At 66.3% G+C, this 23,656-nt stretch carries 18 protein-coding genes and 1 tRNA gene; 12 read left to right on the top strand and 7 right to left on the bottom strand.

Annotation, left to right across the window (positions count from 1 at the left end):
• The first annotated feature begins 71 nt into the window (after nt 1-71).
• On the top strand, nt 72-3,620 hold the full coding sequence (locus tag ABS767_RS11620; RefSeq protein WP_408078508.1) for a CHASE domain-containing protein: 3,549 nt from the start codon (nt 72-74) through the stop codon (nt 3,618-3,620).
• Between the two features lie 77 nt (nt 3,621-3,697).
• Nucleotides 3,698-4,312: a response regulator transcription factor gene (locus tag ABS767_RS11615; RefSeq protein WP_408078507.1), complete on the top strand. Its 615-nt coding sequence runs from the start codon at nt 3,698-3,700 to the stop codon at nt 4,310-4,312.
• Here the strand turns inward: ABS767_RS11615 and treF are convergent.
• Nucleotides 4,309-5,892: an alpha,alpha-trehalase TreF gene (treF, locus tag ABS767_RS11610; protein WP_408078506.1), complete on the bottom strand. Its 1,584-nt coding sequence runs from the start codon at nt 5,890-5,892 to the stop codon at nt 4,309-4,311. The genes ABS767_RS11615 and treF overlap by 4 nt on opposite strands.
• 105 nt (nt 5,893-5,997) lie before the next feature.
• On the opposite strand from treF, the gene ABS767_RS11605 reads away from it, so the two are divergent.
• Nucleotides 5,998-6,858, top strand: coding sequence for a hypothetical protein (locus ABS767_RS11605; RefSeq protein ID WP_408078505.1), 861 nt, complete (start codon nt 5,998-6,000; stop codon nt 6,856-6,858).
• Between the two features lie 46 nt (nt 6,859-6,904).
• Nucleotides 6,905-6,980 (top strand) — tRNA-Thr (locus tag ABS767_RS11600).
• A gap of 22 nt (nt 6,981-7,002) precedes the next feature.
• On the opposite strand, the gene ABS767_RS11595 is transcribed toward ABS767_RS11600, so the two are convergent.
• Nucleotides 7,003-8,139, bottom strand: a complete 1,137-nt coding sequence (locus tag ABS767_RS11595) for a glutathione S-transferase family protein (protein ID WP_408078504.1) — start codon at nt 8,137-8,139, stop codon at nt 7,003-7,005.
• Between the two features lie 52 nt (nt 8,140-8,191).
• Nucleotides 8,192-9,679, bottom strand: coding sequence for an MFS transporter (locus tag ABS767_RS11590; RefSeq protein ID WP_408078503.1), 1,488 nt, complete (start codon nt 9,677-9,679; stop codon nt 8,192-8,194).
• A 161-nt stretch (nt 9,680-9,840) separates the two neighbouring features.
• On the opposite strand from ABS767_RS11590, the gene ABS767_RS11585 reads away from it, so the two are divergent.
• The 4 genes from ABS767_RS11585 (at nt 9,841) to ABS767_RS11570 (ending at nt 12,825) form a co-directional block, all read left to right on the top strand.
• On the top strand, nt 9,841-10,344 hold the full coding sequence (locus ABS767_RS11585) for a flavin reductase family protein (RefSeq protein ID WP_408078502.1): 504 nt from the start codon (nt 9,841-9,843) through the stop codon (nt 10,342-10,344).
• 25 nt (nt 10,345-10,369) lie between these two features.
• Nucleotides 10,370-10,768: a VOC family protein gene (locus tag ABS767_RS11580; protein ID WP_408078501.1), complete on the top strand. Its 399-nt coding sequence runs from the start codon at nt 10,370-10,372 to the stop codon at nt 10,766-10,768.
• Between the two features lie 135 nt (nt 10,769-10,903).
• Nucleotides 10,904-12,085, top strand: coding sequence for an amidohydrolase family protein (locus ABS767_RS11575; RefSeq protein WP_408078500.1), 1,182 nt, complete (start codon nt 10,904-10,906; stop codon nt 12,083-12,085).
• Between the two features lie 131 nt (nt 12,086-12,216).
• Nucleotides 12,217-12,825 (top strand): TetR/AcrR family transcriptional regulator, encoded by a 609-nt coding sequence (locus ABS767_RS11570; RefSeq protein ID WP_408078499.1) that lies wholly within the window; start codon nt 12,217-12,219, stop codon nt 12,823-12,825.
• A gap of 1 nt (nt 12,826) precedes the next feature.
• On the opposite strand, the gene ABS767_RS11565 is transcribed toward ABS767_RS11570, so the two are convergent.
• Nucleotides 12,827-13,714: a TetR/AcrR family transcriptional regulator gene (locus ABS767_RS11565; RefSeq protein ID WP_408078498.1), complete on the bottom strand. Its 888-nt coding sequence runs from the start codon at nt 13,712-13,714 to the stop codon at nt 12,827-12,829.
• A gap of 196 nt (nt 13,715-13,910) precedes the next feature.
• Between ABS767_RS11565 and ABS767_RS11560 the strand changes: the two genes are divergently transcribed.
• On the top strand, nt 13,911-16,544 hold the full coding sequence (locus ABS767_RS11560; protein ID WP_408078497.1) for a TonB-dependent receptor: 2,634 nt from the start codon (nt 13,911-13,913) through the stop codon (nt 16,542-16,544).
• 238 nt (nt 16,545-16,782) lie between these two features.
• Complete coding sequence (locus ABS767_RS11555) at nt 16,783-18,201, top strand: sugar MFS transporter (RefSeq protein ID WP_408078698.1); 1,419 nt, start codon at nt 16,783-16,785, stop codon at nt 18,199-18,201.
• A 98-nt stretch (nt 18,202-18,299) separates the two neighbouring features.
• Here ABS767_RS11555 and ABS767_RS11550 read toward each other — a convergent pair whose 3' ends face one another.
• The 3 genes from ABS767_RS11550 to ABS767_RS11540 all read right to left on the bottom strand — a co-directional run bounded on the left by ABS767_RS11550 (nt 18,300) and on the right by ABS767_RS11540 (nt 20,099).
• Nucleotides 18,300-18,626, bottom strand: coding sequence for a hypothetical protein (locus tag ABS767_RS11550; RefSeq protein WP_408078496.1), 327 nt, complete (start codon nt 18,624-18,626; stop codon nt 18,300-18,302).
• A 100-nt stretch (nt 18,627-18,726) separates the two neighbouring features.
• Nucleotides 18,727-19,140 (bottom strand): hypothetical protein, encoded by a 414-nt coding sequence (locus tag ABS767_RS11545; protein WP_408078495.1) that lies wholly within the window; start codon nt 19,138-19,140, stop codon nt 18,727-18,729.
• Nucleotides 19,141-19,280: 140 nt separating this feature from the next.
• Nucleotides 19,281-20,099: a flagellin gene (locus tag ABS767_RS11540; RefSeq protein WP_408078494.1), complete on the bottom strand. Its 819-nt coding sequence runs from the start codon at nt 20,097-20,099 to the stop codon at nt 19,281-19,283.
• Between the two features lie 293 nt (nt 20,100-20,392).
• Between ABS767_RS11540 and ABS767_RS11535 the strand changes: the two genes are divergently transcribed.
• Together ABS767_RS11535 and ABS767_RS11530 are read left to right on the top strand one after the other, a co-directional pair.
• Nucleotides 20,393-22,156: a methyl-accepting chemotaxis protein gene (locus tag ABS767_RS11535; protein ID WP_408078493.1), complete on the top strand. Its 1,764-nt coding sequence runs from the start codon at nt 20,393-20,395 to the stop codon at nt 22,154-22,156.
• Nucleotides 22,153-23,469 (top strand): alginate export family protein, encoded by a 1,317-nt coding sequence (locus ABS767_RS11530; RefSeq protein ID WP_408078492.1) that lies wholly within the window; start codon nt 22,153-22,155, stop codon nt 23,467-23,469. The genes ABS767_RS11535 and ABS767_RS11530 overlap by 4 nt, the downstream gene beginning before the upstream one ends.
• Nucleotides 23,470-23,656: the final 187 nt, after the last annotated feature.

Genomic DNA, 23,656 nt, shown 5'->3' with positions numbered 1-23,656 from the left:
GCTTTTTGCCGCCTGCGTAACATTCCAGGGGTGCGGCGCGGGCGGCGCTGCTATACGCGGGTGTCGTGCAGATGACGGACGCCCCTTCGTGGTCCATCGCCGCCGGGGTCGATGCCGCTCCGGAACCGACGGCATTCGTGGCCCCGGAACGCGGCTTGCGATATCGCGCCCAGGCAGTCCTGCTCCTTGCCATCTGCTTCACGCTCAGCGGTCTCGTCGCCAGACAGCTTGCGATACCGCCGGCGCGCGTGACGATGCTGTGGTTTCCGTCGGGCGTCGCGGTCGGGGCGCTGCTGCTGTACGGCCGGTGGTTGTGGCCGGGCGTATGGGCCGGTTCCTATGCGCTCAATATCGTTCTCGGCGTCTCGATGGGCTCTAAGCCGGAGGCGGCCGCGACTCTCGCGCTGTTCACCGCGACCGGCGCAACGCTTCAGGCGCTGGCCGCGGAATGGTTGTTGCGGCGACGGTTCGGGGCGCGAATCGATGTTTCCCGACCGTCGGCGGTAGTTGCAGCGATCGTGCTCGGTGCCGTGATACCGGCGCTCTGTTCGTCCGGGATCGGCCATATCGGGCTGGTGCTGCTGCGCGACTTTCCTGCCGATCGACTGCCCTCCAGCGTCGCGATCTGGGCGCTGGGCGATGCGCTCGGCATCGCGATGGTCGCACCCTTTGCGATGATCGGCAAACGACGGCGCCTGCGGGCCTATTGGCGCGATCATGCGGTACGCGGCCTGTACGGGTTCCTGGCACTCGGGTTCGGACTGGGGCTCGCCCTCACCCTGTTCGCCTGGTCGATCGCCCGCGAACGGATTCATGAACGCAACGAGTCCGCCTTTGCCGCGCTGACCGTGGAAAGCGAGCAGGCGCTGCGCGGCCAGCTGAATGCGGCTGCGCGCAGCCTGGACGGCGCCGCTGCATTGTTCAGCGCGGGGGAGCGCGTGACCTGGCCGGAGTGGATAACCTTCGCCAACGTGGTGGACGTCGAGGATTCGCTGCCCGGAATACGCGATATCGGGTTCATTCGGGCGGTTCCTGAAGACGGGCTAGCGGCCTTTCGCGCCGAGGCGGCGCGCGACGGACTGCCGATCGACCAGATCCTTCAACAGCGCGCCACGGGTCCCCATTATGTCGTCAAATATATCTACCCGCTCCAGACGAACGGCCGCGTGCTGGGGATGGACATCACCTTCGACGCGCGCCGCCGGGAGGCAGCGGACCGGGCGCGCGTATCGGGCACTGCGATCGTCTCGCGGCCGATCGCCTTCGTCCAGTATCGCGGCCCAGGGGCCAGTTTCATCATGCTGCGCCCCGTGCACCGGGGACCGATCGCGCCGCGGACCGCAGCCGAACGACAGCGCAGCTTTATCGGCTGGGTCTATCATCCCTTCACCGCCCCCGACTTCTTTGGCCGGCTGACGCCGCGTCAGGGCAAGGAATTCGATCTGGGCATCTCCGTCGACCGCGCCGATGGCGGGGAGGACCTGGTCTATCACTCCACCGGCTCGACCGACGAACCGGTGCCTCCGACACAATTCACCGCGTCGCGCCAGTTCGAATCGCAGGGACGACGCTGGACGATCCATTGGCACAGCACCCCCGCCTTCGAAGAGCGGGTCGCAAGTTCCGAGCCGCTGCTGGTGCTGCTGACCGGGCTCACCATCAACATCGCGCTGGCGGCGGTGCTCGCGATCATCGCGCGGCGCGAATCGATCGTCACACGCGAGGTGGAGCGGGCCACGGCCAAACTTTCCGAAACCAACCGGATGCTGATGCTGACCGAAGCGCGCGCCCATGTCGGCCATTGGCGCTACGACGAGAAGACCGATGCGCTGTTCTGGTCGGACGAGGTCTATCGCATCCACGGGCTCAAGCCCGGGACCCCGGTCGATCGGCACCTCGCGCATCGCGCCTATCATCCCGACGATCGCGATCAGGTCCGTCGAATCATCCTCAACGCCATCGCTGAGGGCACGGAGTTCCGCTACCGCGCGCGCATCGTGCGCCCCGACGGCGCGGTGCGGTATCTGTCCTCGCTCGGCCGCGCCGAGGGGGGTCAGGACGGTTCGCCGGTCACCGTATTCGGCGTGCTTCAGGATGTGACGAGCGAAACCAAGGTGCGCGAACAATTGCTCGTCGCGCGGGACGCGGCGCAGGAGGCGGCGCGCGCGCGCGGGGCCTTCCTCGCCAATCTCAGCCACGAGATCCGCACGCCGATGAACGGCGTGATCGGCTTTGCCGAACTGCTGCTGCAGACGCCGCTCGATCCCGAGCAGCGCTCCCATGCACAGATCATCGCGGACTCGAGCGCCAGCATGATGTCGCTGCTCAACGACGTGCTCGACCTGTCGAAAATCGAGGCCGGCCACATGGCGCTGGCGAGCGAGGCGATCGACATGAGCGAGCTGGCCAATTCTGCGATGCGGATGCTGTTGCCGAGCTTGCGACAGCGCGAGGTCTTCCTCGAATTGCAGATCGACCCCGCTCTGCCGGACCGGGTGATCGGCGACAAACTTCGGCTGCGCCAGGTGTTGCTCAACCTGCTGGGGAACGCCGCCAAATTCACCGAACGCGGCTTCATCCGGCTCGAGGTCCGCCGCCAGGGTGCGCGCATGCGATTTGCCGTGGCGGATAGCGGGGTAGGCATCCCTCGGGAACGGCTGGAAGACATCTTCGGATCGTTCGTACAGCTCGACCCGACCGCGCGCACCGCAGGCATCGGCACCGGGCTTGGCCTCGCCATCAGCGACTCGCTGGTCCGCCTGATGGGCGGTCGGCTGCAGGTGAACAGCAAGCCCGGCGAGGGCAGCACGTTTTTCTTCACCCTCCCCTGCGTCGCCGCGCCCGAGGCCGCGACCGGTTCGGACGGCGATGACCCGCTCGCCGCCCCGCTGACGGTCCCGGCCGCGCGCGTCCTGCTGGCCGAGGATAACGACATCAACCAGGCGCTGATCCGCGCGACCGCCCAGCAACTGGGCCTGAACCTCGACACCGTCGAGAATGGAGCGGAAGCGGTCGCACGGGTCGAACAGGCCGAACGCGAAGGCGCGCCCTATGATCTGGTGCTGATGGACATTCAGATGCCGGTGATGAACGGCTTGGTCGCAACCGAACAGCTTCGCGCGAAGGGGCACAGCCCCGAACGGCTGCCGATCATCGCACTGACCGCCAATGTCTATCAGGACGATGTCGATGCGTGCATCGCTGCAGGCATGCAGGCGCACCTGCCCAAACCGCTGCGCCGCGAAGCGCTGGAGCGCGCGATCGCGACCTGGGCCAGACGGTCCGGCCCCGTCCGCGGTACTGCGGATACGGTCCCCGAAGCCGCCGCGGCGATCCCGACTTCGCTGGTCGAACGCTATACCGGGCGCCGTGCCGCACTCGTCGATCTGTTGCGCGCGTTCGATATCGGCGTCGCCAAGGAAACGCAGCGCGTTGCCCGGCTGGTCTCCGAGATACACAAGCTAGCGGGCACCGCAGCCTATTTCGGCGACGACGCAGCCGGCGCGGCGGCGCGCGAAATCGAACCCGCCCTGCTCGACGCGAGTCCGGAAGAGCGGGTTGCGTTGGTGCGCGCATTTCTGACAATTCTTGAAACAGGTTCCCAACGCACAGGATCTTGAGTACGGCTGCGTGCGGCTGGGCTGGACTTGCCGTGTGCGACGTATATTTACGCAATAACCTAAGTTAGCGAATGCCCATGCCCCGCACGATTCACATCGTTGACGATGACGATCTCGCTCGCGACGTTATTGCGAGCCTGGTCGCGACACTGCCCGGCGTAACGGTTCACGCCTGGGAATCGGCCGAGAGTTTCCTCGCCGCTGCGCGGGACGGGGCAAATCCCGGCGTCGTGCTGCTGGACCTCAACATGCCTGGTCTTTCGGGGAATGAAGCCCTCAGATCGCTCGATCACCAGCGCTTTGCCGCGATCATCGTGTCCGGCCAGGGCGAGATTACGTCGGCGGTGGAATCGCTGAAGCGCGGCGCCATCGATTTCATCGAAAAACCGTTCACGCTGGAAAAGCTGCTCAACCCGCTCAAGATCGCGTTCCAGTCGCTCGATCGCACGATGGCCACGGAGCGTACCAACGACGAGAATCGCGAGCGTCTGGACGCGTTGAGCGATCGCGAGGTCGAAATCCTGGCGTTGCTGGTCGATGGGCTCACCAATCGCGAAGTCGCCGAAAAGCTGGGGCTCAGCGTCCGCACGGTCGAATCGCACCGCGCGCGGATCATGCTGAAGCTCGATGTGTCGAGCTTTGCCGAGGCGATCCGCCTTGCCGTGCTGGCCGGGATCGAGACCCCACGCTAATCGCCGATCCCCCAGCGCGACAGCATCGCGCGGGTGACGCCGTTGGTCCAGCCGAAGCCGTCCTGAAGCGGATATTCCCCACCCCCGCCGGGCCGCACCGTCTCGACGTCGTATTTCTCGACCAGCTTGCCGCTGGATGCGTAGCCGCGCTGCACCGTCCCCACCCAGCGCACGGCGATCTTCCGCGCGGGCCCGTCATGGCCATAGGCCAGCAGGCCGTCCGCGGCGATCCACTGCAGCGGCGCCCAGCCATTGGGTGCGTCCCATTGCTGGCCGGTGGCGATGGTGGTCGTCCGCAAACCGCCCGGCGCGATCAGCTTTGCCTCGATCGTCGCGGCCACGCGTGCGGCACGCGCTTCCGATGCGAGGCGCGTGAACAGGGGATAGGCGGTGACTGCGCTCACGCCGGGGCGGATGCGCCGCGCCTTGCGATCGTAATCGCCATAGCGGCCCTCGGCCTCGTCCCACAGCCAACGCTCGACCGCCACGCGGCGCGCAGCGGCCTGCCGCTCGAACGGTGTAGCGCACGGGCGGGCGAGCGCCCGGCAGCGCGCGGCGATGGCCCGCTCAAGCCCATAGAGCAGGCTGTTCAGATCCGCCGGGACAAGGTTGGTGGTGTCGATCGTCGCAAGGGTCCGTCCGTCGGAAAGCCAGCGCGAGGAAAAATCCCAGCCGCTCTCCGCGGCGGCACGGAGGTGCCGATAGACGGTCGCGGGAGGGCGTGTGCTGGCGCGTGCGGTTTCGACATCCTCGCGATAGCTCTCGTCGCGCGGGGTATCGCGGTCGTCCCAGTAGCGGTTGAGCAGTGATCCGTCGGGCATACGCACGACCCGGCCACCACGCATCCAATAGCCATGTTCGGCGATCAGCGCGTCCAGGCGTCGCGCAAGCACAGCCGGGTCGCGCGCGTCCGACAGGTCCATCATGGCGTACAGGAACGGCGGCTGCGAACGACTGAGGTAATAGGTTCGCGCACCGTTCGGGACATGGCCATGGCGTTCGACCAGCCCCACGAAACCGTCGATCATCCCTTCGATCAGGTCTTGCCGCCGATCCTCGCGCAGGCCGAGCATCGTGAAATAACTGTCCCAATAATAGATTTCGCGGAACCGCCCGCCCGGCACGACATGCGCCCCGGAAAATTCCAGCGCCGAGCTGCCCGGCACCGGCACCACCGGCGGTCGGGCAAGATCGTCCCACAAAGCGCGGATATGGGCAAGCAGCGGTCGCGTCGGTCGTGCGGGCTGGTCGACGACCGACGAGGGCGCGGGCGGCAGATCGAAATTCGCCAGCACGAAGGCGCGCAGCGCGGCGTCGGTTCGGGGGGTGTGCGCACGGTAATCGGCAAGGATCGCCTGCGGATCGTGCCGCGGCACGGCGTCGACGAAGGTCTTCCCGTCGGCAAACAGCTGGCGCATCTGCACCTGTGCGAACAGCGGGCCAAACAACTGCGCGGGGCTTCGCGCCCTGTCGGTGCGCAGCGCCTCTTCCGGGGGCGGCACGGTCGCACAGCCTGGTACCAGCAGCAGCGTCGCGATGCCGAGCGCGAGGCGTGCGCGGGCGGTGATGGTGCGTGGCATTGCGGCTCCCTCCGGTTCGGCCTTGCGAGGATAATGAACGAGCGGCGCGGAATGTCCCCAGGCGGCGGGTTGCCGTGCGACGCGATCCGGCGCAGGGGATGGCGCGTGTCCCCTGCCCCCACCCATTTCCGCCGTTTCGCCGCAATCGACTGGTCGGGTGCAAAGGGTGAGCGACACCCGGGAATCGCGGTGGCGTGGTGCGAACAGGGCGACGCCGCCCCCGTGCTGGTACCGCCGCCGAACGGTCGCTGGTCGCGTCGCGAGGTTCTCGACTGGATCCTGGCGCAGGCCGACGCGCCGCTGCTGACGGGCTTCGATTTCAGCTTTTCCGCGCCGTTCGTGACGCGCGGCGCGCATCTGCCCGGCGAGAGCGACAGCCGCACCGCTTCCGACCTGTGGGCCTATGTCGAAGCGGCATGCGACGATCCGGACCTGGGCGCGGCGAGCTTTTTGGAGGCGCGGCGCGGCACGCATTTCTATCTCGGCGCGGCGGACGGCGCGAAGGCCGATTTCCTCCACTGGCGCGCGTGCGAAACGGCGCATGACGGCAGCACCAAGCCCTCCACGGTGTTCGACGCGATCGGCGCGGCGCAGGTGGCCAAGGCAAGCTTTGCAGGGATGCGGCTTCTCCACAGGCTCGACGGGCGCGTTCCGGTCTGGCCGTTCGACCCGGTGCCCGATCGCGGCGCGCTGGTCGTCGAGATCTATACTACGATCGCCGCGCGCGCCGCCGGTCTGCCCAAGGGGCGGTCGAAGCTGCGCGACGCGGCGGCACTCGACGCGGGCCTCAAGGCGCTGGGCTCCCGCCCCCATGCCGCGCTCGACCGCTATACCGACCATGCGACCGATGCGCTGCTGACCGCCGCGTGGCTGCGCCGCGCAGCAGACGACCCATCGCTGTGGCGTCCGCACCGGATGACGGACGAAATTGCACGCAGCGAGGGCTGGACCTTCGGGATCGCTTGACGCAAAGGAGCGCCATCCAGACGCGGGCCGAGTTGACGCCCGCCGCGCCGGTTTAGCTCAGCTGGTAGAGCAGCGGTTTTGTAAACCGAAGGTCGCGGGTTCGATTCCTGCAACCGGCACCACCTGCCCTCCTCTCAGCGCTGGTCATGGCTCGCGATCGGCGCGCGCGCCCCACACTTCGATATTGTCGCGGCGTTCGACCCTGATCGGCACAGAGAGCGCGAGCAGCGGCGACAGCCCGGTGCCGTCGAGCCATGCGCGGACACGCTCGGCGCTCGCCGGAGGGAGCGCGGCAAATGCATCGGTAATCCGCTGCCACAGGTAGAAGGCATAGGGCTGGACCCCGCTCTCAATCGCGATGCCGCGAAAGCGGGTGGCGACTGTCCCGACGATGCGCTGGTGCGGCTTTGCGGTAACCGGGCTTCCCTCGACCGGGTCGGTGCGATCCACGAAGTCGCGCAGCATCGCCACCTTGTCGGACAGTTCGGGGAACAACTCGTCGGCCATGTGGCGGAAGAGCGCGTTCAGCGTCTCCGGGACGGTGTCGCCGGTAAGGAACCCGGCCGGATAGTCCGGATATTCGGGCATGTCCGCATCGGGTGCGTTCATCCGCTCGACCCAGCGGAACACCCTCGGCGCGCGCGTTTTCATCAGGCCCGCGGGAACCGGATCGCGCCCGAGATGGGCGAATAGCGGCCCCAGCAGTCCATAGTCGCCAACCGATGGCTGGCCCCCGAACAGATAGGGATGATCCGCGAAATGCGCCTCCAGCAGATCGAGCAGCGTTTCATAAGAGGTCTCGATCGCCGACCTGGTTTCGGGCGTGACGCCGAGCATCGGGAGGTAGGATTGCATCCGTGCCATCACCTGCCCCGCGCTTGCGCCGCCGGATACGGGGGCAAATGCGTCGGCGAGGAAGCGCTCCTGCTCCTTCGCATAGGTCCAGCGATAGTGCATCGCATGGCGCGTCAGCCCGGCCACGGCATAGAGTTCGGCGATATGCGCGAGCACCCGCTGCAGCGCACCTTCAGGATAGGCGGTTAGCGGCACGCCCTTACGCTCGAAATGGTCGAGGATGTCGACCGTGTCCTGGATGATCGTACCGTCGGTCAGAACCACCACCGGGATGATGCCCCGCCCGATCGCCGGCACGACTTCGTTTCGGAAGCGCGGGTCGGCGGTCGAGCGTTCGATATAGAAGATACCCTGCTTGCGCAGATAGGCGCGGGTCTTGCCCGTGTAGAGCGAATGCGGTGCGCCATAGAGGATGATCGGTTGCATTGCAGACCTGTGTGATACGATCAGCCCGGGATCAAGCCGCGGTCGCGGCCGATCACTCGGCCGGTATCTCCGCGCCCCGATCGCGTGCGCGCAGCAGACCGACATTCTCCTCATGCGACCTGCGCGTGATCGGGTAGGCGAGCAGGATCAGGCACCCGGCCAGCCAGAGCAGCGCCGAGGTGGGAACGTAGAATTCGATCAGATGGCGGATCGCTGCATCGGGCACCGCGACCCCGGCGCCACGCGACGGGACGCCGGCAACCGAGAGCAGGACGCCGCTGAGCGCGATGCCGAGCGCGGTGGAGCATTGCTGCATGAAGCTGGACGCGGCGAAGAACAGGCCCGCCTCGTGCCGCCCGGTGCGCACCGCATGGTCCTCCACCACATCGGCGAGCATCGAGGAGGTGTTGATCAGCGAGATCGCGATCGCCGCACCGCTGACCGCGCCGAACGCGAACAGCAGCGGGACCAGCCATGGATCGCCGGCCGGCAGGAATAGGCCGAGATAGGTCAGGATGACCGGCGCGAGCGACAGGCTGACGCCGACGATCGCGAAGATCATCGAACTCCCGCGCTTGCCCAGGCGGTTCGACATGATCGGGGCGAGCGGGGCCGCGACGGTCGCGGCGAGCAGGGCATCGAGCACCAGCACGGCGAGCTGGCGCGCGTTCAGATCGAACAGATAGGTGTGAAAATAGAGCGCGACGGCGCTGTACAGCCCGATCGCGGTGAATTTGAGCACGCCGAACCCGAAGATGGCGAGGAAGGCGCGGTTGCGCACCGCCGTCAGCATCTCACCCAGGTGCACGCCCGCGCCACGCCGGGTCGTGCGCACCTCCGCCTGGCGCAGATAGGGAATGCGCCGATGCGTGCCGAGGCCACAGGCCAGCATCGCCGCGAGAATCAACGCCGAACCGAGCAGCGCGAAGCCGGTATAGCTGTCCGGATTGAGCTGGCCGCGCGGGAAGGCGGGCGTCGCGGCGAAGAACACCGCCAGCGAAAACGCGCTGAAGCCATATTGGCCGAGATACAGGAACCAGTAACGCAGCGCGAACAGGCGGGTACGCTCGGCATAGCGATCGGTCAGTTCCGCCGCCATCGCCTGCGATGCGATTTCGAAGGCGCTGATCGCGATGCGGGTGAGCATCGCGGTGACGAAAATCCACAATCCCATGCGCATGTCGCTCAGCCCGGCAGGCGGGAACCAGACCAATGCGAAGCACAGCGCGGTGGGCAGCGCGGAGGCATAGATGAACGGGTGACGGCGGCCCCAGCGGGTCCGGATGCTGTCCGACCAGCGGCCGAGCGCCGGATCGAACACGGCATCGACGATCAGCGTCAACGCAATCGCGCCCGACACGATCGCCGCCGGGGCGCCGATCACCTGATTGTAGAAGAACATGAGATAGGCGGTGAAGGCGACGTTCTTGACGCCATTGGCGATGGCGCCGCTGCCATAGGCGATCCGCGTGCCGCGACCCAGCGGCGGCGGGTCGATCCTTGAACGGGGGTCCGCCTCCATCCGTCCCGCCTCGCTCATCAACCCCTCCGTATTGGTGTTATCGTCATTAAACTTTCACGGCATTGCGCCCCATGATCCTGCGCATATGCGAGTGAGGCTTGATTTCCAAGCACTATGACGCGCATTTAGTGGTGCGTATATCAGTTTATGCATGCGACGCGTGGGAGGAGCTTGTAACCGTGTTGAGCGCCGCAGACGCGACGATGGTGGAGGAATTTCGCTCGGCGATGCGCCGGCTCGCGGCGAGCGTGCACGTCGTAACGGCGCGCGACGCCACCGGGTGCCATGGCATGACGGTCACCGCCGCATGCTCGCTGAGCGTCGAGCCGGCAGCGATGGTCGTGTGCATCAACCGGTCGGCACGCGCGCATTCGGCGATGATCGAAACCGGTCGGCTGTGCCTCAACCTGCTCGGCGCGGGGGAAGAGGAACTGGCCGCGCGCTTCGCCGGCGGGACGGGTGAGGTCGGCCTCGCGCGATTCGATCCGTCACGCTGGTCGCTCGACGCCCCCGCTGGCCCGTCCTTCGTGAATGCGCTCGCGTCGATCGACCTGAGCGTGGAGTCGCACCATCCCTTTAGCACGCACACGATTTTCGCGTGTGCGGTCGACGCCGTCCGGCTGGGCGGCGAGCGGCCGGCGCTGCTCTACGCGAACCGGCGCTACGGCGCCCTAGTGACCTGACGACCTGCAACCTGGAGATCGAGTTATGACTGCCTCACGCGGCCTCGCCTTTGCCAAGCTCTTCGTGACCGATCTCGATCGATCGGCCGAATTCTATCGTGCGGGACTGGGCCTCGAACCCGCACAACGCTTTGCGACACCGGAGTTCGACGAACTGGTGCTGCGTGCCCGCGATGGGGGCGGCAGCCTGGTTCTGTGCCGGTGGAAGGATGGCCGCGCACTGGATCGCGGCAATGCGCATGGACCGGTCGGCTTTGTCGTAGCCGATGTAGACTCGACCTATGCGGCGTGCTGCGCGGCCGGGGCGGCGGCGCTGTTTCCGCCCTCAGCCTATGGGCCGGCACGCGTAGCGATCTTCCGCGATCCCGACGGCCATTCGGTCGAGATTCTCAACCCCGGCGGCGCTGCACCCCAAACGAAATGACGATCGCACTAGAATAGATCGGCGATTTCACGCGTGCGCGGGTCGATGCACTGGGAATCGTGTTGACACGTTCTTTGAGTCCACCTTATTCTCGCTTGTGACATACGCACTAACAAACGGTGAGGAGCCTCGACAATGACCTATGCGAACGGTCGCATCATCCACGATGCGGATAGCCACACGATGGAAACGGGCGACTGGCTGGCGCCTTATCTGGACCCCAGCCTCGTCGAGTCGCTCGGCTCGCTTTACGGCGATGCGACGACGGGGCAGCGCATTCTCTCGGTCATCGAACAGGCCCGCGCGCGCAAGAACGACGCCGCCGCCGATGCCGAAGCGCGCGAGAATATCATCGCCGGTACCAAGGGCTGGGGCGGTTATGGTGCGTTCGATACCGATGAGCGGGTGCGCGCGCTCGACGCGCTCGGCTTCGAGTCGCAGCTGGTCTTTCCGACCTTCGGCCTGGGGCTGGTACGCCGCGCCAAGGACGAGGATACGCTGTACAAGGCGGCGCACGCGCTCAATTGCGCGCAGGCCGCCTTCTGCGCTGCCGATCCGCGGCTGATCTACATCGCCTTCATTCCGCTCGACAATCCGGACCGCGCGATGGACCTGCTCGACAAGGCGATCGAACAGGGCGCGGGCGCGGTGTTGTTGCCGTCGAACGCGCCGGCGGGCGAACGTTCGCCCGGCCACACGGTCTACGATCCGTTCTGGGCAAAACTGGAGGCGGAGGACATTCCCTTCACGCTCCATATCGGCCCGGGCACGTTCATGCAGCCCAAGGCATTCCACAACAACGGTCGCGAGCGCGCGCCCGACCTGCATGGCGGCGGCGAGAATCTGCGCTTCGGCGACTATCCGTGCCTCGGCTATGCACCGCAGATGTTCATCACCGCGCTGGTCTATGATGGCGTCTTCGATCGCTTCCCCGCGCTGCGCGGGGCGGTGGTCGAGTGCGGCGCGGGCTGGGTGCCGGAATTCCTGCGTCAGCTCGACGGCGGGCTGCGTTCGTTCGGCAAGACCGACCCCTATCTCCAGGCGATGAAACTCAAGCCGTCGGAATATGTGCGCCGCGCGATGAAGTTCACGCCCTTCCCGTCGGAAGATGTCGGCCGGATGATCCGCGATGCGGGGGCCGAGCTGTTCCTGTTCTCGAGCGATTATCCGCATCCCGAGGGGACGAAGGATCCGATCGGCCGCTTCGAGGCGACGATGGAGGGCATCGACGAGGACGCGAAGGACGCCTTCTATCGCCGCAATTACGAGGCGCTGATGAACATGCCGGCCGCCGCCGAGGCGATCGCCGCAGAATAAGCCGCACGCGGCTCCACCAAAACACCCACTCCCGGGTGCTTCCCTTGGCTCCGGCACATCGCTGCCGGAGCCTTTTTTCAGTGCGCGTCGATGGTTGCCAGCGACCAGTCGCTTGCCCTAGCAACGCAGCCATGGAGCAACAGGAGGCGGTCCCGCAGAAGCGCAAGCGTTCGGGCGACCGGATCAGCGAGATCGTCGATCTCGCCGAAGCGCAAATTCTGGCGACGGGCACGTTGCCGCTGTCGATCCAGGCGATCGCCGATGCGATGGGGTCGAGCCGCGCGCTCGTCTACGCCTATTTTTCCGACCAGAACGCGCTGATCGATGCGGTGATGGTGCGCGCGATCGAACGGCTCGACGAGGCAGGGTTCACCGCCGCCTGCCGCACCGGCGATGCCGCCGATCGCCTGATCGCGGCGACGTCGATCTACCTCGATCACGTCGTCGAACATGGCCCGGTGCTCCACTATATCGGGCGCGAGGTGCCGCGCACGGTGACGCTGCCGGAGGCGGTGCGCAGCTATCGGGGGACAACGATCCATAGCCTGGCAGGCGCGCTGAAGCGCGAACTGTCGCTTCCGCCGCGCGAGGCGCTGATCCTGGTCGAGCTGCTCGGAGCGATCCCCGAAGAGCTTGCGCGGCTGGTCCGGCGCGGCGAGCTGTCGTGCGAGGATGCGCATGCGACCAACCGACGCCTCGTCCTTGCGGGGATCGATTCGCTCAGACCGACAGCACTCTAGGTCAGCCGCCGCGCGCGTTGAGGCTTTCGTTGCTGCGCGCGCCAGCCATCACTAACGCCAGGCAAATCCGCTCGACATCGGCAAAGGAATCGCGCCCGGCCGCGATCAGCCCGCCCGCGCGCAGGCATACCGCGGTGAGCGCAGCGGTCGAGGCATTGGCCAATGAGCGCTCCATCGCGAACCGGTCCGACAGCGATCGCAGGATCGGCTCGCGTGCGACTGCCGCAGCCTCGGCGCGTTCGGCGCGAAGCCCCTCGCGGATTTCGGGCGTGCGCAGCAACAGCTGCAGCAAGGTGCCGCGCGCCTTGGCCTGGTGGAGATAGGTCACGGTCGAGATCACGATGCTGGCGAGCCGATCCTCGCCGCGCGCGACCACCGACTGGCGACGCTCCTCGACCTCGGCGATCTCGCGCCGCGCGAGCGCGAGCAGAAGATCGGTCCGGCCCGGGAAGCAGTTATGGGCCTGCGCCTCGCTGATCCCGATTTGGCGCGCGAGCCGTTTCAGCGTCACTTCGGCCACGCCCGTCTGGAGCGCCATCGCCGCCGCGGCATCGAGCAGCTCGGACCGGCGGTCGGCACGCGAACGGCGCGAACGCGGGCGCCGCGCCATCGCGCGCCCGGCACCCAGCACCAGCTGCTCTTCCACCCCCTCGGGCGCCGGGCTCAGCGGCGTGCGTGGGGGCCGTGCGGCGACCGATCGCATCCAGTAGCTGCGCTCGGGCCGCGGGATCCCCAGCCGGTCGCAGATCTTGGCGATGCCGTTCGCGCTCAGACTGAAGCGGGCGGCGACGTTGGCGAGCGGCTCGGACCAGACCAGCGCATAGAGTTCGTCGCGCGTAATGGTGCGGCCGGAACCGGACTTGCCGCCCTGCGGATGCTCATTCCCCATGCCCCCACGATAGCGGAGCGCCGGCGGCTGCGAAAGGGCGGCGGCGTATCGTCCGCGGTCGAACCGTCATTCGGGGATACCGAAAACTCGAAAAATATAGTGGTGCGCGTGAAAATATCCTTGACCCAGTATTCAATGCAGGCATGTTGCCGGGCAAGCAGCCCATCAAGGGCGCATCGTATCGGGAGGGATTGTCATGAAGGCATCGCGTTTCACGTTGCTCGGCGCGGCGAGCATATTCACCATTGCGGCCATGCCCGCCTGGGCGGCAGAAACCGCCGAACCCGTTGCGGCCGCGCAGGAGTCGACCGAGGCCGCCCGCGCCGACGATGATGCGAGCACCGCCGAGATCGTCGTGACCGCAACGCGCCGCGCGACCAGCGTCACCGATGTGCCGATCGCGATTTCCGCGGTCGGCGAAGAAGCGTTGCGCAATTCGGGCGCATCCGACATTCGCCAGCTCAACCAACTCGCGCCGTCGTTGCTCGTCTCTTCTACTGGTTCCGAAGCCAATACTTCGGCGCGGATTCGCGGCGTCGGCACGGTCGGCGACAATGCCGGACTCGAAAGCTCGGTCGCGATCTTTGTCGACGGCGTCTATCGCTCGCGCACCGGCGTCGGGATGAACGAACTCGGCGAAGTCGAGCGCGTGGAGGTGCTGCGCGGACCGCAGGGTACGCTGTTCGGCCGCAACGCGTCCGCCGGCCTGATCCATGTAATCACCAAGGCGCCCGAGTTCGACTTTCGCGGCTATGCCTATGCGTCCTACGGCAATTACGATTATGCCCGATTTGAAGGCGGCGTGACCGGCCCACTGACCTCGACGATCGCGGCCAAGCTGGAGGCGGTGTATGAGAGCCGCGACGGCTATTATCTCGACGTCACCTCGGGCGATCGGATCAACACCCGCGACCGCTACCTGATCCGCGGCCAGCTGTTGTTCGAACCCGGCGCCGACCTGTCGGTACGGGTCATCGGCGACTATACCAAGCGCAGCGAAGCGTGCTGCGCAGCGGTGTTCGCGACCGACGCGATCGCGCCGGGCAATTCGGCGACGCTCAATCCCGCGGCAAACCCGCTGGTCGGCATCCTCGATCTGCTCGCGCCGGGCGGCTATACCGATCTCTATCCCAGCCTCGACGACCCCTATTCCCGTCGCGCGGCGCTGTCGCCCGGGCGTGGCTTCGGCGGTGAGACCAAGGATTATGGCGGGTCGGTCGAGATCAACTGGAACCCGGGCGATCTCTCGCTCACCTCGGTCACCGCCTATCGCGAATTCTCGAACGCTCAGGCGGCGGACGCTGACTACAGCCTGGTCGACCTGCTCTACATCGACGGCACCGGAGGCGGCCGGCGCTTCTATACCTTCTCGCAGGAACTGCGGCTCCAGGGCAGCGCGTTCGACGACAAGCTCGACTGGCTGGTCGGTGGCTATTATTCGAGCGAGATCCTGAACACCGGCTCGGGCCTGAAGTTCGGTAGTCAATATGGTCAGTTCTCGGCCTGCCGCGTGGTTTCCGCGATCAGCACCGCGCTCATCTCCGCCGCGGCGCCCGGCTGCCTGACGCCGACCGGTCGCGCCGTGCTGGGCGGCAACCTGTCCCCGACCGTGCGCGCGCTCGACCTGCTGAGCCAGGTGGCCGATGTCGGCGACGAAGGAACACGCTATCGCCAGAAGAGCGACAGCCTGGCCGGGTTCACGCACAACATCTTCCACGTCACCGATACGCTCGATCTGACGCTGGGACTGCGCTACACGCGCGAGACCAAGGAGCTCGGCGCGACGCTCGACAACTCCAACATCTATTGCCCGCAGATCCGCGCACTGGTCGGCAATGCCTCGGGCATCACGACGCTCGGCTGCCTCGGCAACTCCTCGTCCGAAATCAACGCCTTCGGACTGTCCGACCGGATCGAGGAAGACGAGTGGACGGGGACGGCGGTGCTTTCGTGGAAGCCGACGCCGGACGTCCTGATCTACGGCAGCTACTCACGCGGGTACAAGGCGGGCGGGTTCAACCTCGACCGCGGCGCACTCGGCTCGCCCAACACGGTGGTCGGCCCGGCCGACGTCGTGAAGCTGCGCTTCGACCCCGAAAAGGTCACCGCCTATGAATTCGGCGTCAAATATTCGCGGCCGCAATTCACGCTGTCGGCCGCGGCCTTCCGCTCCGAGTTCGAGAATTTCCAGCTCAACACCTTCGACGGCACCAAATATATCGTCGAGACGATCAATGGCTGCGGGACCGATCTGGGCGGAGCCGATCGCGACACCAACCCGGCAACCGGTGCGTGCAACCCGGACGACGTGAAGGCCGGCGTGATCGCGCAGGGGATCGAGCTGGAGGCGAGCCTGCGGCCCGCGCGCAACTTCAATGTCGGGCTGGGCCTCACCTATACCGACACCCGCTATGCCGACAATCTGGTCGGCAGCGCCGCCGGCACGCCGCTCAGCACTGCGCTTCGTCGCCTGCCCGGCGAGCGGATCTCGAACGCGCCAGCCTATGTCATCACCAATTCGGTGAGCTGGACGCCGGAGATCGGATCGAGCGGACTGTCGGCGCTGTTCTTCGTCAACGCGCGGACCAGCAGCGACTACAACACCGGCTCTAGCCTGGGCGACAACAAGATCCAGGACGGCTACACGATCATGAACGCGCGCATCGGGCTGCGCGGCAAAGACGAGCGCTGGGCGGTCGAACTCTGGGCGCAGAATCTGCTGAATACCGACTATACGCAGGTGATCTTCGACAGCGCGCTGCAGAACACCTTCTCGGCATATCTTGCCGAACCGCGTACCTATGGCCTGACGGTCCGCGGTCGCTTCTGAGCACATCGCCGCACATGAGCCGGGCTCTTTTCGATTGCGCACGCAGTCGGGAAGAGCCCGGTTCTCTTTATTTCGGCAATCCACCCGATCGCGGCGCGCGCGATCGACGATCGCCCCGAGCGCTCCCTTCTGCCGCGCTTGAGCACTGAACACTTTCCCCTCGCCTTTCGTCGCTGCCGCGCTAAACATGCGCGCAACTGACAACGTTATCAGGAGAGGGGCCTTGGCCGCACCCGTTATGGAAATGAACTCGACCGACCCGCAACCGGGCGATCCGAGTGCACAGGGCGTCAACGCCCCGGACCTTCAGGTCTTCGTATTCGCCCTGTTCTTCATCTTCGGCGGCATCACATCGCTGAACGACGTCATCATCCCCAAGCTGAAGGAGCTGTTCACGCTCAACTTCACCCAGGCGATGCTCATCCAGTTCTGCTTCTTCACCGCCTATCTGGTGATCGGCATCCCGGGCGCGAAGCTGGTCAAGAAGCTGGGTTACATGCGCGGCGCGGTCGCGGGCCTCGCCACGATGATCGTTGGCTGTCTGCTGTTCATCCCTGCGGCCCAGACCGCGACTTATGCCCTGTTCCTCGGTGCGTTGTTCGTGCTGGCCAGCGGCGTGGTGATCGTGCAGGTGGTCGCGAACCCGCTGATCTCGCTGCTCGGCAAGCCACAGACGGCGCATAGCCGGCTGACCTTCGCCCAGGCGTTCAATTCGCTCGGCACCACGGTCTTTCCCTATGTCGGGGCCGCGATCATCCTTGGTAGCATTGCCGGCGTCGACGTCGCGACCCTGTCCGGCGCCGAACTCGCGGCATACCGCTCCGCCGAGAGCCAGGTCATCGTCAACGGCTATCTCGGGATCGCCGCCGCGCTCGCCATCGTCGCCATCGCCGTCTGGCTGTTCCGCAATCGCCTGCCGCACGACGCCGACAGCATGGGTGACAAGGAATTTGTCGGTCTTTCGCGCTACGGCATGGGCCTTGTCCTGTTCATCATCGGCGCGGTGCTCGCAGTCCAGGTGAACGCGATCGTCGGGCTGATCCTGATCCTGCTGGCTCCGGTCGTCTGGCTGTACGGCAACGATCTGCTCAGCCGTCCGCGCTTCAGCTTCGGCGCGCTGTGCATCTTCCTCTATGTCGGCGCGGAGGTGTCGATCGGGTCGCTGATCATCAACTATCTCGCGCTCGACCGCGTTCTGGGCCAGCCGGAATCGGTCGTCGGCTGGATGGTCTCGCTCTACTGGGGCGGCGCGATGGTCGGACGCTTCATCGGATCGGCGCTGATGCGCGTGATCAGCCCGGGCAAGCTGCTCGCTGTCGTCGCGGTCGGCGCGATCGCCCTGATTGCGATCTCGGCCAACACCACCGGCAGCGTCGCGGCCTATTCGCTGCTGGCGATCGGCCTGATGAACGCGATCATGTTCCCGACGATCTTTAGCCTGGCCAGCGAAAAGCTGGGCAGCCGCGCGGCGGACGGTTCGGGCATCATCAACGTCGCGATCTTCGGCGGTGCGGTGATCCCGCTGGCCACGGGGGCGATTGCCGACAATACCGGCAGCCTCGCCATCGCCTTCGCGCTGCCGGCGCTGTGCTACGCGATCATCGCCTGCTTCGGCTATTACGCCCGCCGCCCCTATGACGGGCCGGTCGCAGGATGAGGCACTAAACGGTGAAGGGGCCGGCAGAGGGAGTGCCGGCCCCTTCGTTCGAGGGCGACCAGAAGTGGCAGGTGGCGCCCCGGAATGTTAAAAAAGGATCAGGCGGCGAGCGCCTCTTGTCCGGGCAGGCCGGGCATCGCATCGACCCAGAAATCGTCGACCGAACAGCCCGGAACCTGCGACGGCGCACAAAGCAGCGCGATGCAATCGGCAAGCTGCGGCGCCTCGGCCGGCCCGATGGTTTCCTCGATCAACTCGCGATTGCTGCCCGGCGCCGCAAGCAGCCGGTCGCGCGCCGCAGCCCACAGCCGTTCGGCGTCGGTCAGTGCCAGCGTCACTGTCACGCGGAACTCGGGCTGGGGCCCCATCCCCCACGCGCGACGATCCGGATCGTTCTTCAGGCCATGAGTCTCGCGCGGATCCATCAGTTCGTGCTCCCAACCTGTTCATCGGTATTCAGCGTCCCGTTCATCGCCGTTTTTCGAGCGGATCGAAATATCGCGGGACTACCTATCGTAATTGTACCTAGGCCGCCCGCTCCGCGGATGGCATCGTTCCAAGCGCGCGCGCATGGGCGCAGACGATGCACAATTCCGCGAACAGCCGGTCCCACATTGTCGCGGGGATCGTCAGGGCCGCTTCGTCGAGCGGATGGCGGCGAACTTCGATCCGCACCACCGGGTCGTGGCCCAGGCTGAACGTTGCCGCGATCGGTCCGAATGATGTTTCGTCGGGCAGCTGTTGCCGCCCCGCCAGCCGCGCGGCAACGATATAGCCGCACAGCAGATCGACGCCGTGGATGTCGAGGCGCACCTCCGCATCGATGTCGAACCGGTGCAGTCTAACGGCCACGCCGCGTGCATCGCGATCGATGGTGACGCGCAGCCGGATTCCGGTGGCGTCGATGATTTCCCGGATGCGCGGCGCGGTCGTTACCATGGTCTTCCTTATAGAAGCGTCAACCACGCGGCGGATGCGTTACCCGAAATTGTGATCCAACTTTCTCGCTTCGAACGTCGAACGAAAAACGGGCCGGAACGCGGATGCGTCCCGGCCCGCCTTTGTCAGGGCCGTTAGGTTTAACGGAACAGCGAGGTAATCGTCTGCGGCGCCTGATTGGCGATCGACAGAGCCTGCACGCCGAGCTGCTGCTTGACCTGCAGCGCCTGAAGACGCGCCGATTCCTTCGCCAGATCGGCGTCGACAAGGTTGCCGATGCCGCTCTCGATCACGTCCGACAGCTTGCTGACGAACGACTGCTGACCTTCGATCTTGCGCGAAGCCGCACCCAGGGTGCTCAGCTTGCCGTTGATCGCAGCAGCCTGCGTGTCGAGAGTATCCACCATCGTCTTCGCCGTGGCGGCGTCGGTGAAGGTGGCCCCCACTGCGGTCACAACCGCCGTGAAGTCCTGGTTCGCAACGTCGAGCGTCGCAGCGGCCGTGTCGGTCGACTGCAGCGCGGCAACGGTGCCGCCGGCCGCCTTGAGCAGGTTGGTTCCGTTGAACTCGCTGGATTCGATCACCGTTTCGATCTGTTCCTTGAGTCCGTCGAAATCCGCTGCCAGAGCGGTGCGGCTGTCCGCATCGAGGCCAGCATCCGACGCTTCGACAGCCTTCGCCTTCATCTGGTTGACAAGGTCGGAGATCTGCTCGGCGCCGGCAACCGCGACGTCAACCGTGCTCTTCGCACGGCTGAGCGACGAACCGACCGACTTCAGACCACCCAGATCGCCGCGAAGCGTCTGAGCGACCGCGAAGGCAGCCGAGTCATCCTTGGTCGACGCGACGTTCATGCCGGTGTTGATGCGGCTCTGCGTGGTAGCCAGGGACTTGTTGGTCTGATTCAGGCTCTGGAGAGCCGCCATCGCGCCAACGTTGGTGTTAACGGAAAAGCCCATGATAATTTCCTTCTGGAATAATTGGCTGCTTCTGCGGCCAGAGCCAGGACGCTGGCCCCCCGACGGCCTGCAAATGCACAGGCCGCGGTTCCATTTTGGGAAGATGCCGACAGGTTCGGTCGCGCACGCCGAAAAATGATGGTTAGCGCACCGTTAAGCGCCGCGTCCCGGCTCTCCCGCCCCCCATTTCCCCACCAGCCCCCGACCGTAGAGCCCGACGCGCGCCTATAATGATGGCGTTTCGCCACCTGCACGGCTGGCGTCCAGCGTCATAACAATGAGGGTTCTTCCTGATGCAGAACTGGCCCATCTGGCGAAAACTCGCCGCGTCCTTCCTGCTGCTCGTCCTGACTTTCGCAGGCGTCAGCGCACTTATCGTCTCCAGCATGTCGGGGCTGCAAAAGGCCCAGACCGAAAAGGCCCATGCGCACGAAGCTGCGCGGGTTGCGCAGACCCTGCTCTACCTGACGCTCGAACAGATGAACGCCGTGCGCGGCTTCACCATCCTCGGCCAGGAAGCGTTCTACAAGACCTATGTCGAGAACCGGGATCGCGTGACTCCCGCCGTCGCGGACATCCGCAAATTCTCCGAGGGCCATGATTTCGGCGCGCTGATCGACGAATATGCCGCGGCCACCGAAGAATGGCAGAAGGAAAAGCTCGAGCCGACGATCGCACTGGCTCGTAACCCCGCGACCCGCCTCGAGGCGCAGGAACTGGCCGGCAAGAAGCAGCTTGGCCGGATCCGTGACGCAATCGAAGTGATCGACAAGGCGCAGGGCGACCGCGTCGTGGCGGCCGACGCCGAGGAAGCCCAGCTGCGCTCGGCAGTGCAGTGGACCCTGGGCCTCGGCATCGCGATCATGGTGGCACTTTCGGGTGGCCTTGCCTATCTGCTCAATCGTTCGATCGCCAAGCCGGTGTCGGCCATGGTCGACAAGATGGGCCGCCTGGCTGCCGGCGATCACGCTGTCGAGGCCGAGACCGGCGACCGCCGCGACGAAATCGGCGACATGGGCCGGGCGCTGCACGTCTTCCGCGACGCCGCGATCGAAAAGGAGCGTTCCGACGCTGCCAAGCGTGTCGCCGAGGCCGAGCAGAAAAAGGTCGTCGACCTGCTGAGCGGCGCGCTCAAGCGCCTGTCGGCCGGCGACGTCTCGCACAGCATCGACGCCGATGTGGCCCCCGCCTATCAGGGCCTGCGCGATGACTATAATGCCGCGGTCGGCGGTCTGCGCAATCTGGTGACCGCGGTCAGCCAGAGCGTGAGCGCGATCCGTACCGGCACCAGCGAGATCGCCAGCGCCACCAACGACCTTGCCCGTCGCACCGAGAGCAACGCCGCCTCGATCGAGGAGACCGCCGCTGCGGTGACGCAGATCGACGGCAGCGTCCGCGCCAACACCGACGCCGCCGGCCAGACCGTCAACCGCGCCAGCCGCGCGCATGAAGCGGTCGAATCCGGGCGCTCCGTCGCGGACGAAGCGATGCAGGCGATGACCCGCGTTTCGGACAGCGCGCGCGGCATCGACGACGTGATCGAGGGCCTCGACAAGATCGCCTTCCAGACCCGCGTCCTTGCGATGAACGCCGCCGTCGAGGCGGGCCGTGCGGGCGAGGCCGGCCGCGGCTTCGCCGTCGTCGCCGACCTCGTCTCCGCGCTCGCGATGCGCGCGGAAGAGGAATCGAAGCAGGCGCGCGAACAGCTCACCGCGACCCAGGTCGATATCGAGGGTGCGGTCGAGGCGGTGCGCCGCGTCGACGCCGCACTGGTCGGCATCGCCGGCGATGTGGACGAGGTGAACAGCCTGTTGAACTCGGTCGCCGAGGGCAGCCGGTCGCAGGCGACTGCGATCAGCGAAGTGTCCGGCGCGATCCAGTCGCTCGACAGCGCGACGCAGCAGAATGCCGCGATGGTCGAGGAGACCTCGGCCGCCGCACGCACGCTCAGCGTCGAGGCAGACCGTCTCGCCGAACATGCGAGCGCGTTCGAACCGGGCCTGCGCGGAACGCATGGCGCCGACCATGCCGCACAGGACTGGGAGATCGCAGCATGATCCGGATCGCGTTGCTGGCGACCTGCGCCACGATTGCCACCCCCGCGCTCGCCGAGGATTACGGCCTGACCCTGTCGGGCACCGCCCGCGCCCGCGCCGAACTGCTCGACGAGCAATTCCGTCCTTCGGGTGGCGATGGCGGCGGCCTGTGGCTGCGTACCACGCTCAAGGCCGAATATCGCACCGGACCGCTGGAGCTGGTCGGTGAGATCCAGGACTCGCGGACCTATTTCGTCGACTCCAGCCTGCCCCCGCTCGGCACCGGCGACGTCAACGCGATCGAGCCGATCCAGGCCTATGCCGCGGTGAAGCTGGGCGACCGCGCCAAGCTGACCGCCGGTCGGTTCACGATGGACTGGGGCTCGCGTCGTCTGGTTGCGCGGGCCGGGTTCGGTAACGTCACCACCAGCTTCGTCGGTGCGCGTTTCGACTGGAACCCGTCCAAGGGCAATGGCGCGACGCTGTTCTGGACGATGCCATCCAACCGTTTGCCCAAGGACGCAGCGTCGGTGCGCGACAATGTTGTCGAGATCGACAATTTTCGCACCGGCGTCCAGTTCTTCGGCATCCACGCGACCCGCGCGAAGATCGCGGCCGGGGTGAATGGCGAAGCCTATGCCTATCGCCTGGCCGAGGAGGATGCGCCCGGCTTCGCGACGCGTAACCGACGCCTTTGGACGGTCGGTCTGCGCGCGGTGAAGCCCGCGTCCAAAAACGCATTCGACGGCGAGATCGAAGCGGTCTGGCAGAGCGGCACCACCCGCCTGTCGACCGGCGCCGCCGATCTGAACGACGTTCCGGTCGATGCCGCGCTGCTCCGCGTCGCGCTGGGCCGCAGCTTCGATGCGAGCTGGTCGCCGCGCGTCCAGGTGGCGTTCGACTATGCGAGCGGTGACGGCAGCGGTCGCACCTATGGTCGCTACGACACATTGTTCGGCGACCGGGTGTTCGATTTCGGGCCGACCGGCATCTTCGGCCCGATCGCCCGCGCCAATCTCAAGAGCGCGGAACTGCGCTTCGAGGGCAAGCCGGGCAAGCGCAGCGACGCCTATGTTGCCGTGCGTCCGGCCTGGCTCGCCTCGTCCACCGACAGTTTCGGCGGCACCGGGGTGCGCGATGCGAGCGGCGCATCGGGCGACTATGCCGGAACGCAGATCGACGCCCGTGTGCGTCGCAAGCTGATGGACGGCAAGCTGACGCTCGCGGTCGGCGCGGCGACGCTGTTCAAGGGCCGGTTCCTGAAGGAGGCGCCGAACGCACCCGCCTCCGGCAACCCGCATTACGGCTTCACGGAGCTCTCCGCGAGCTTCTGACCCTGTTTCGTGTCCGCTTCCCGGGACGCGAACGGCCCGCCTGCCCCTCCACCCCCCGCTCCCTCGGGGACGCCGGAGCGCGCAGGCGGGTCGATGCCGTTTGGCCCATCAACGCTCTACCGAACCGTTGTCGCACCTGACCGATTTGAGTATGGCCGGACCGATGCACCGCGCTCTCGTTCGGCGA

Origin of the sequence: Sphingomonas plantiphila, from assembly GCF_046000505.1 — a bacterium.
In the GTDB taxonomy this organism is placed as follows: domain Bacteria; phylum Pseudomonadota; class Alphaproteobacteria; order Sphingomonadales; family Sphingomonadaceae; genus Sphingomonas; species Sphingomonas plantiphila.
The sequence above is the reverse complement of the archived record's forward strand: the minus strand, read 5'-3'. Positions and strand labels throughout refer to the sequence as shown.

What these genes read in the sequence shown, in the direction of transcription:
- ABS767_RS11535 (WP_408078493.1), top strand. Translation starts at nt 20,393, where the DNA reads ATGCAGAACTGGCCCATCTGGCGAAAACTCGCCGCGTCCTTCCTGCTG.
- ABS767_RS11590 (WP_408078503.1), bottom strand. Translation starts at nt 9,679, where the DNA reads ATGAGCGAGGCGGGACGGATGGAGGCGGACCCCCGTTCAAGGATCGAC.
- ABS767_RS11595 (WP_408078504.1), bottom strand. Translation starts at nt 8,139, where the DNA reads ATGCAACCGATCATCCTCTATGGCGCACCGCATTCGCTCTACACGGGC.
- ABS767_RS11575 (WP_408078500.1), top strand. Translation starts at nt 10,904, where the DNA reads ATGACCTATGCGAACGGTCGCATCATCCACGATGCGGATAGCCACACG.
- ABS767_RS11530 (WP_408078492.1), top strand. Translation starts at nt 22,153, where the DNA reads ATGATCCGGATCGCGTTGCTGGCGACCTGCGCCACGATTGCCACCCCC.
- ABS767_RS11620 (WP_408078508.1), top strand. Translation starts at nt 72, where the DNA reads ATGACGGACGCCCCTTCGTGGTCCATCGCCGCCGGGGTCGATGCCGCT.
- ABS767_RS11565 (WP_408078498.1), bottom strand. Translation starts at nt 13,714, where the DNA reads ATGGGGAATGAGCATCCGCAGGGCGGCAAGTCCGGTTCCGGCCGCACC.
- treF (WP_408078506.1), bottom strand. Translation starts at nt 5,892, where the DNA reads ATGCCACGCACCATCACCGCCCGCGCACGCCTCGCGCTCGGCATCGCG.
- ABS767_RS11550 (WP_408078496.1), bottom strand. Translation starts at nt 18,626, where the DNA reads ATGGATCCGCGCGAGACTCATGGCCTGAAGAACGATCCGGATCGTCGC.
- ABS767_RS11580 (WP_408078501.1), top strand. Translation starts at nt 10,370, where the DNA reads ATGACTGCCTCACGCGGCCTCGCCTTTGCCAAGCTCTTCGTGACCGAT.
- ABS767_RS11560 (WP_408078497.1), top strand. Translation starts at nt 13,911, where the DNA reads ATGAAGGCATCGCGTTTCACGTTGCTCGGCGCGGCGAGCATATTCACC.
- ABS767_RS11545 (WP_408078495.1), bottom strand. Translation starts at nt 19,140, where the DNA reads ATGGTAACGACCGCGCCGCGCATCCGGGAAATCATCGACGCCACCGGA.
- ABS767_RS11570 (WP_408078499.1), top strand. Translation starts at nt 12,217, where the DNA reads ATGGAGCAACAGGAGGCGGTCCCGCAGAAGCGCAAGCGTTCGGGCGAC.
- ABS767_RS11555 (WP_408078698.1), top strand. Translation starts at nt 16,783, where the DNA reads ATGGAAATGAACTCGACCGACCCGCAACCGGGCGATCCGAGTGCACAG.
- ABS767_RS11540 (WP_408078494.1), bottom strand. Translation starts at nt 20,099, where the DNA reads ATGGGCTTTTCCGTTAACACCAACGTTGGCGCGATGGCGGCTCTCCAG.
- ABS767_RS11615 (WP_408078507.1), top strand. Translation starts at nt 3,698, where the DNA reads ATGCCCCGCACGATTCACATCGTTGACGATGACGATCTCGCTCGCGAC.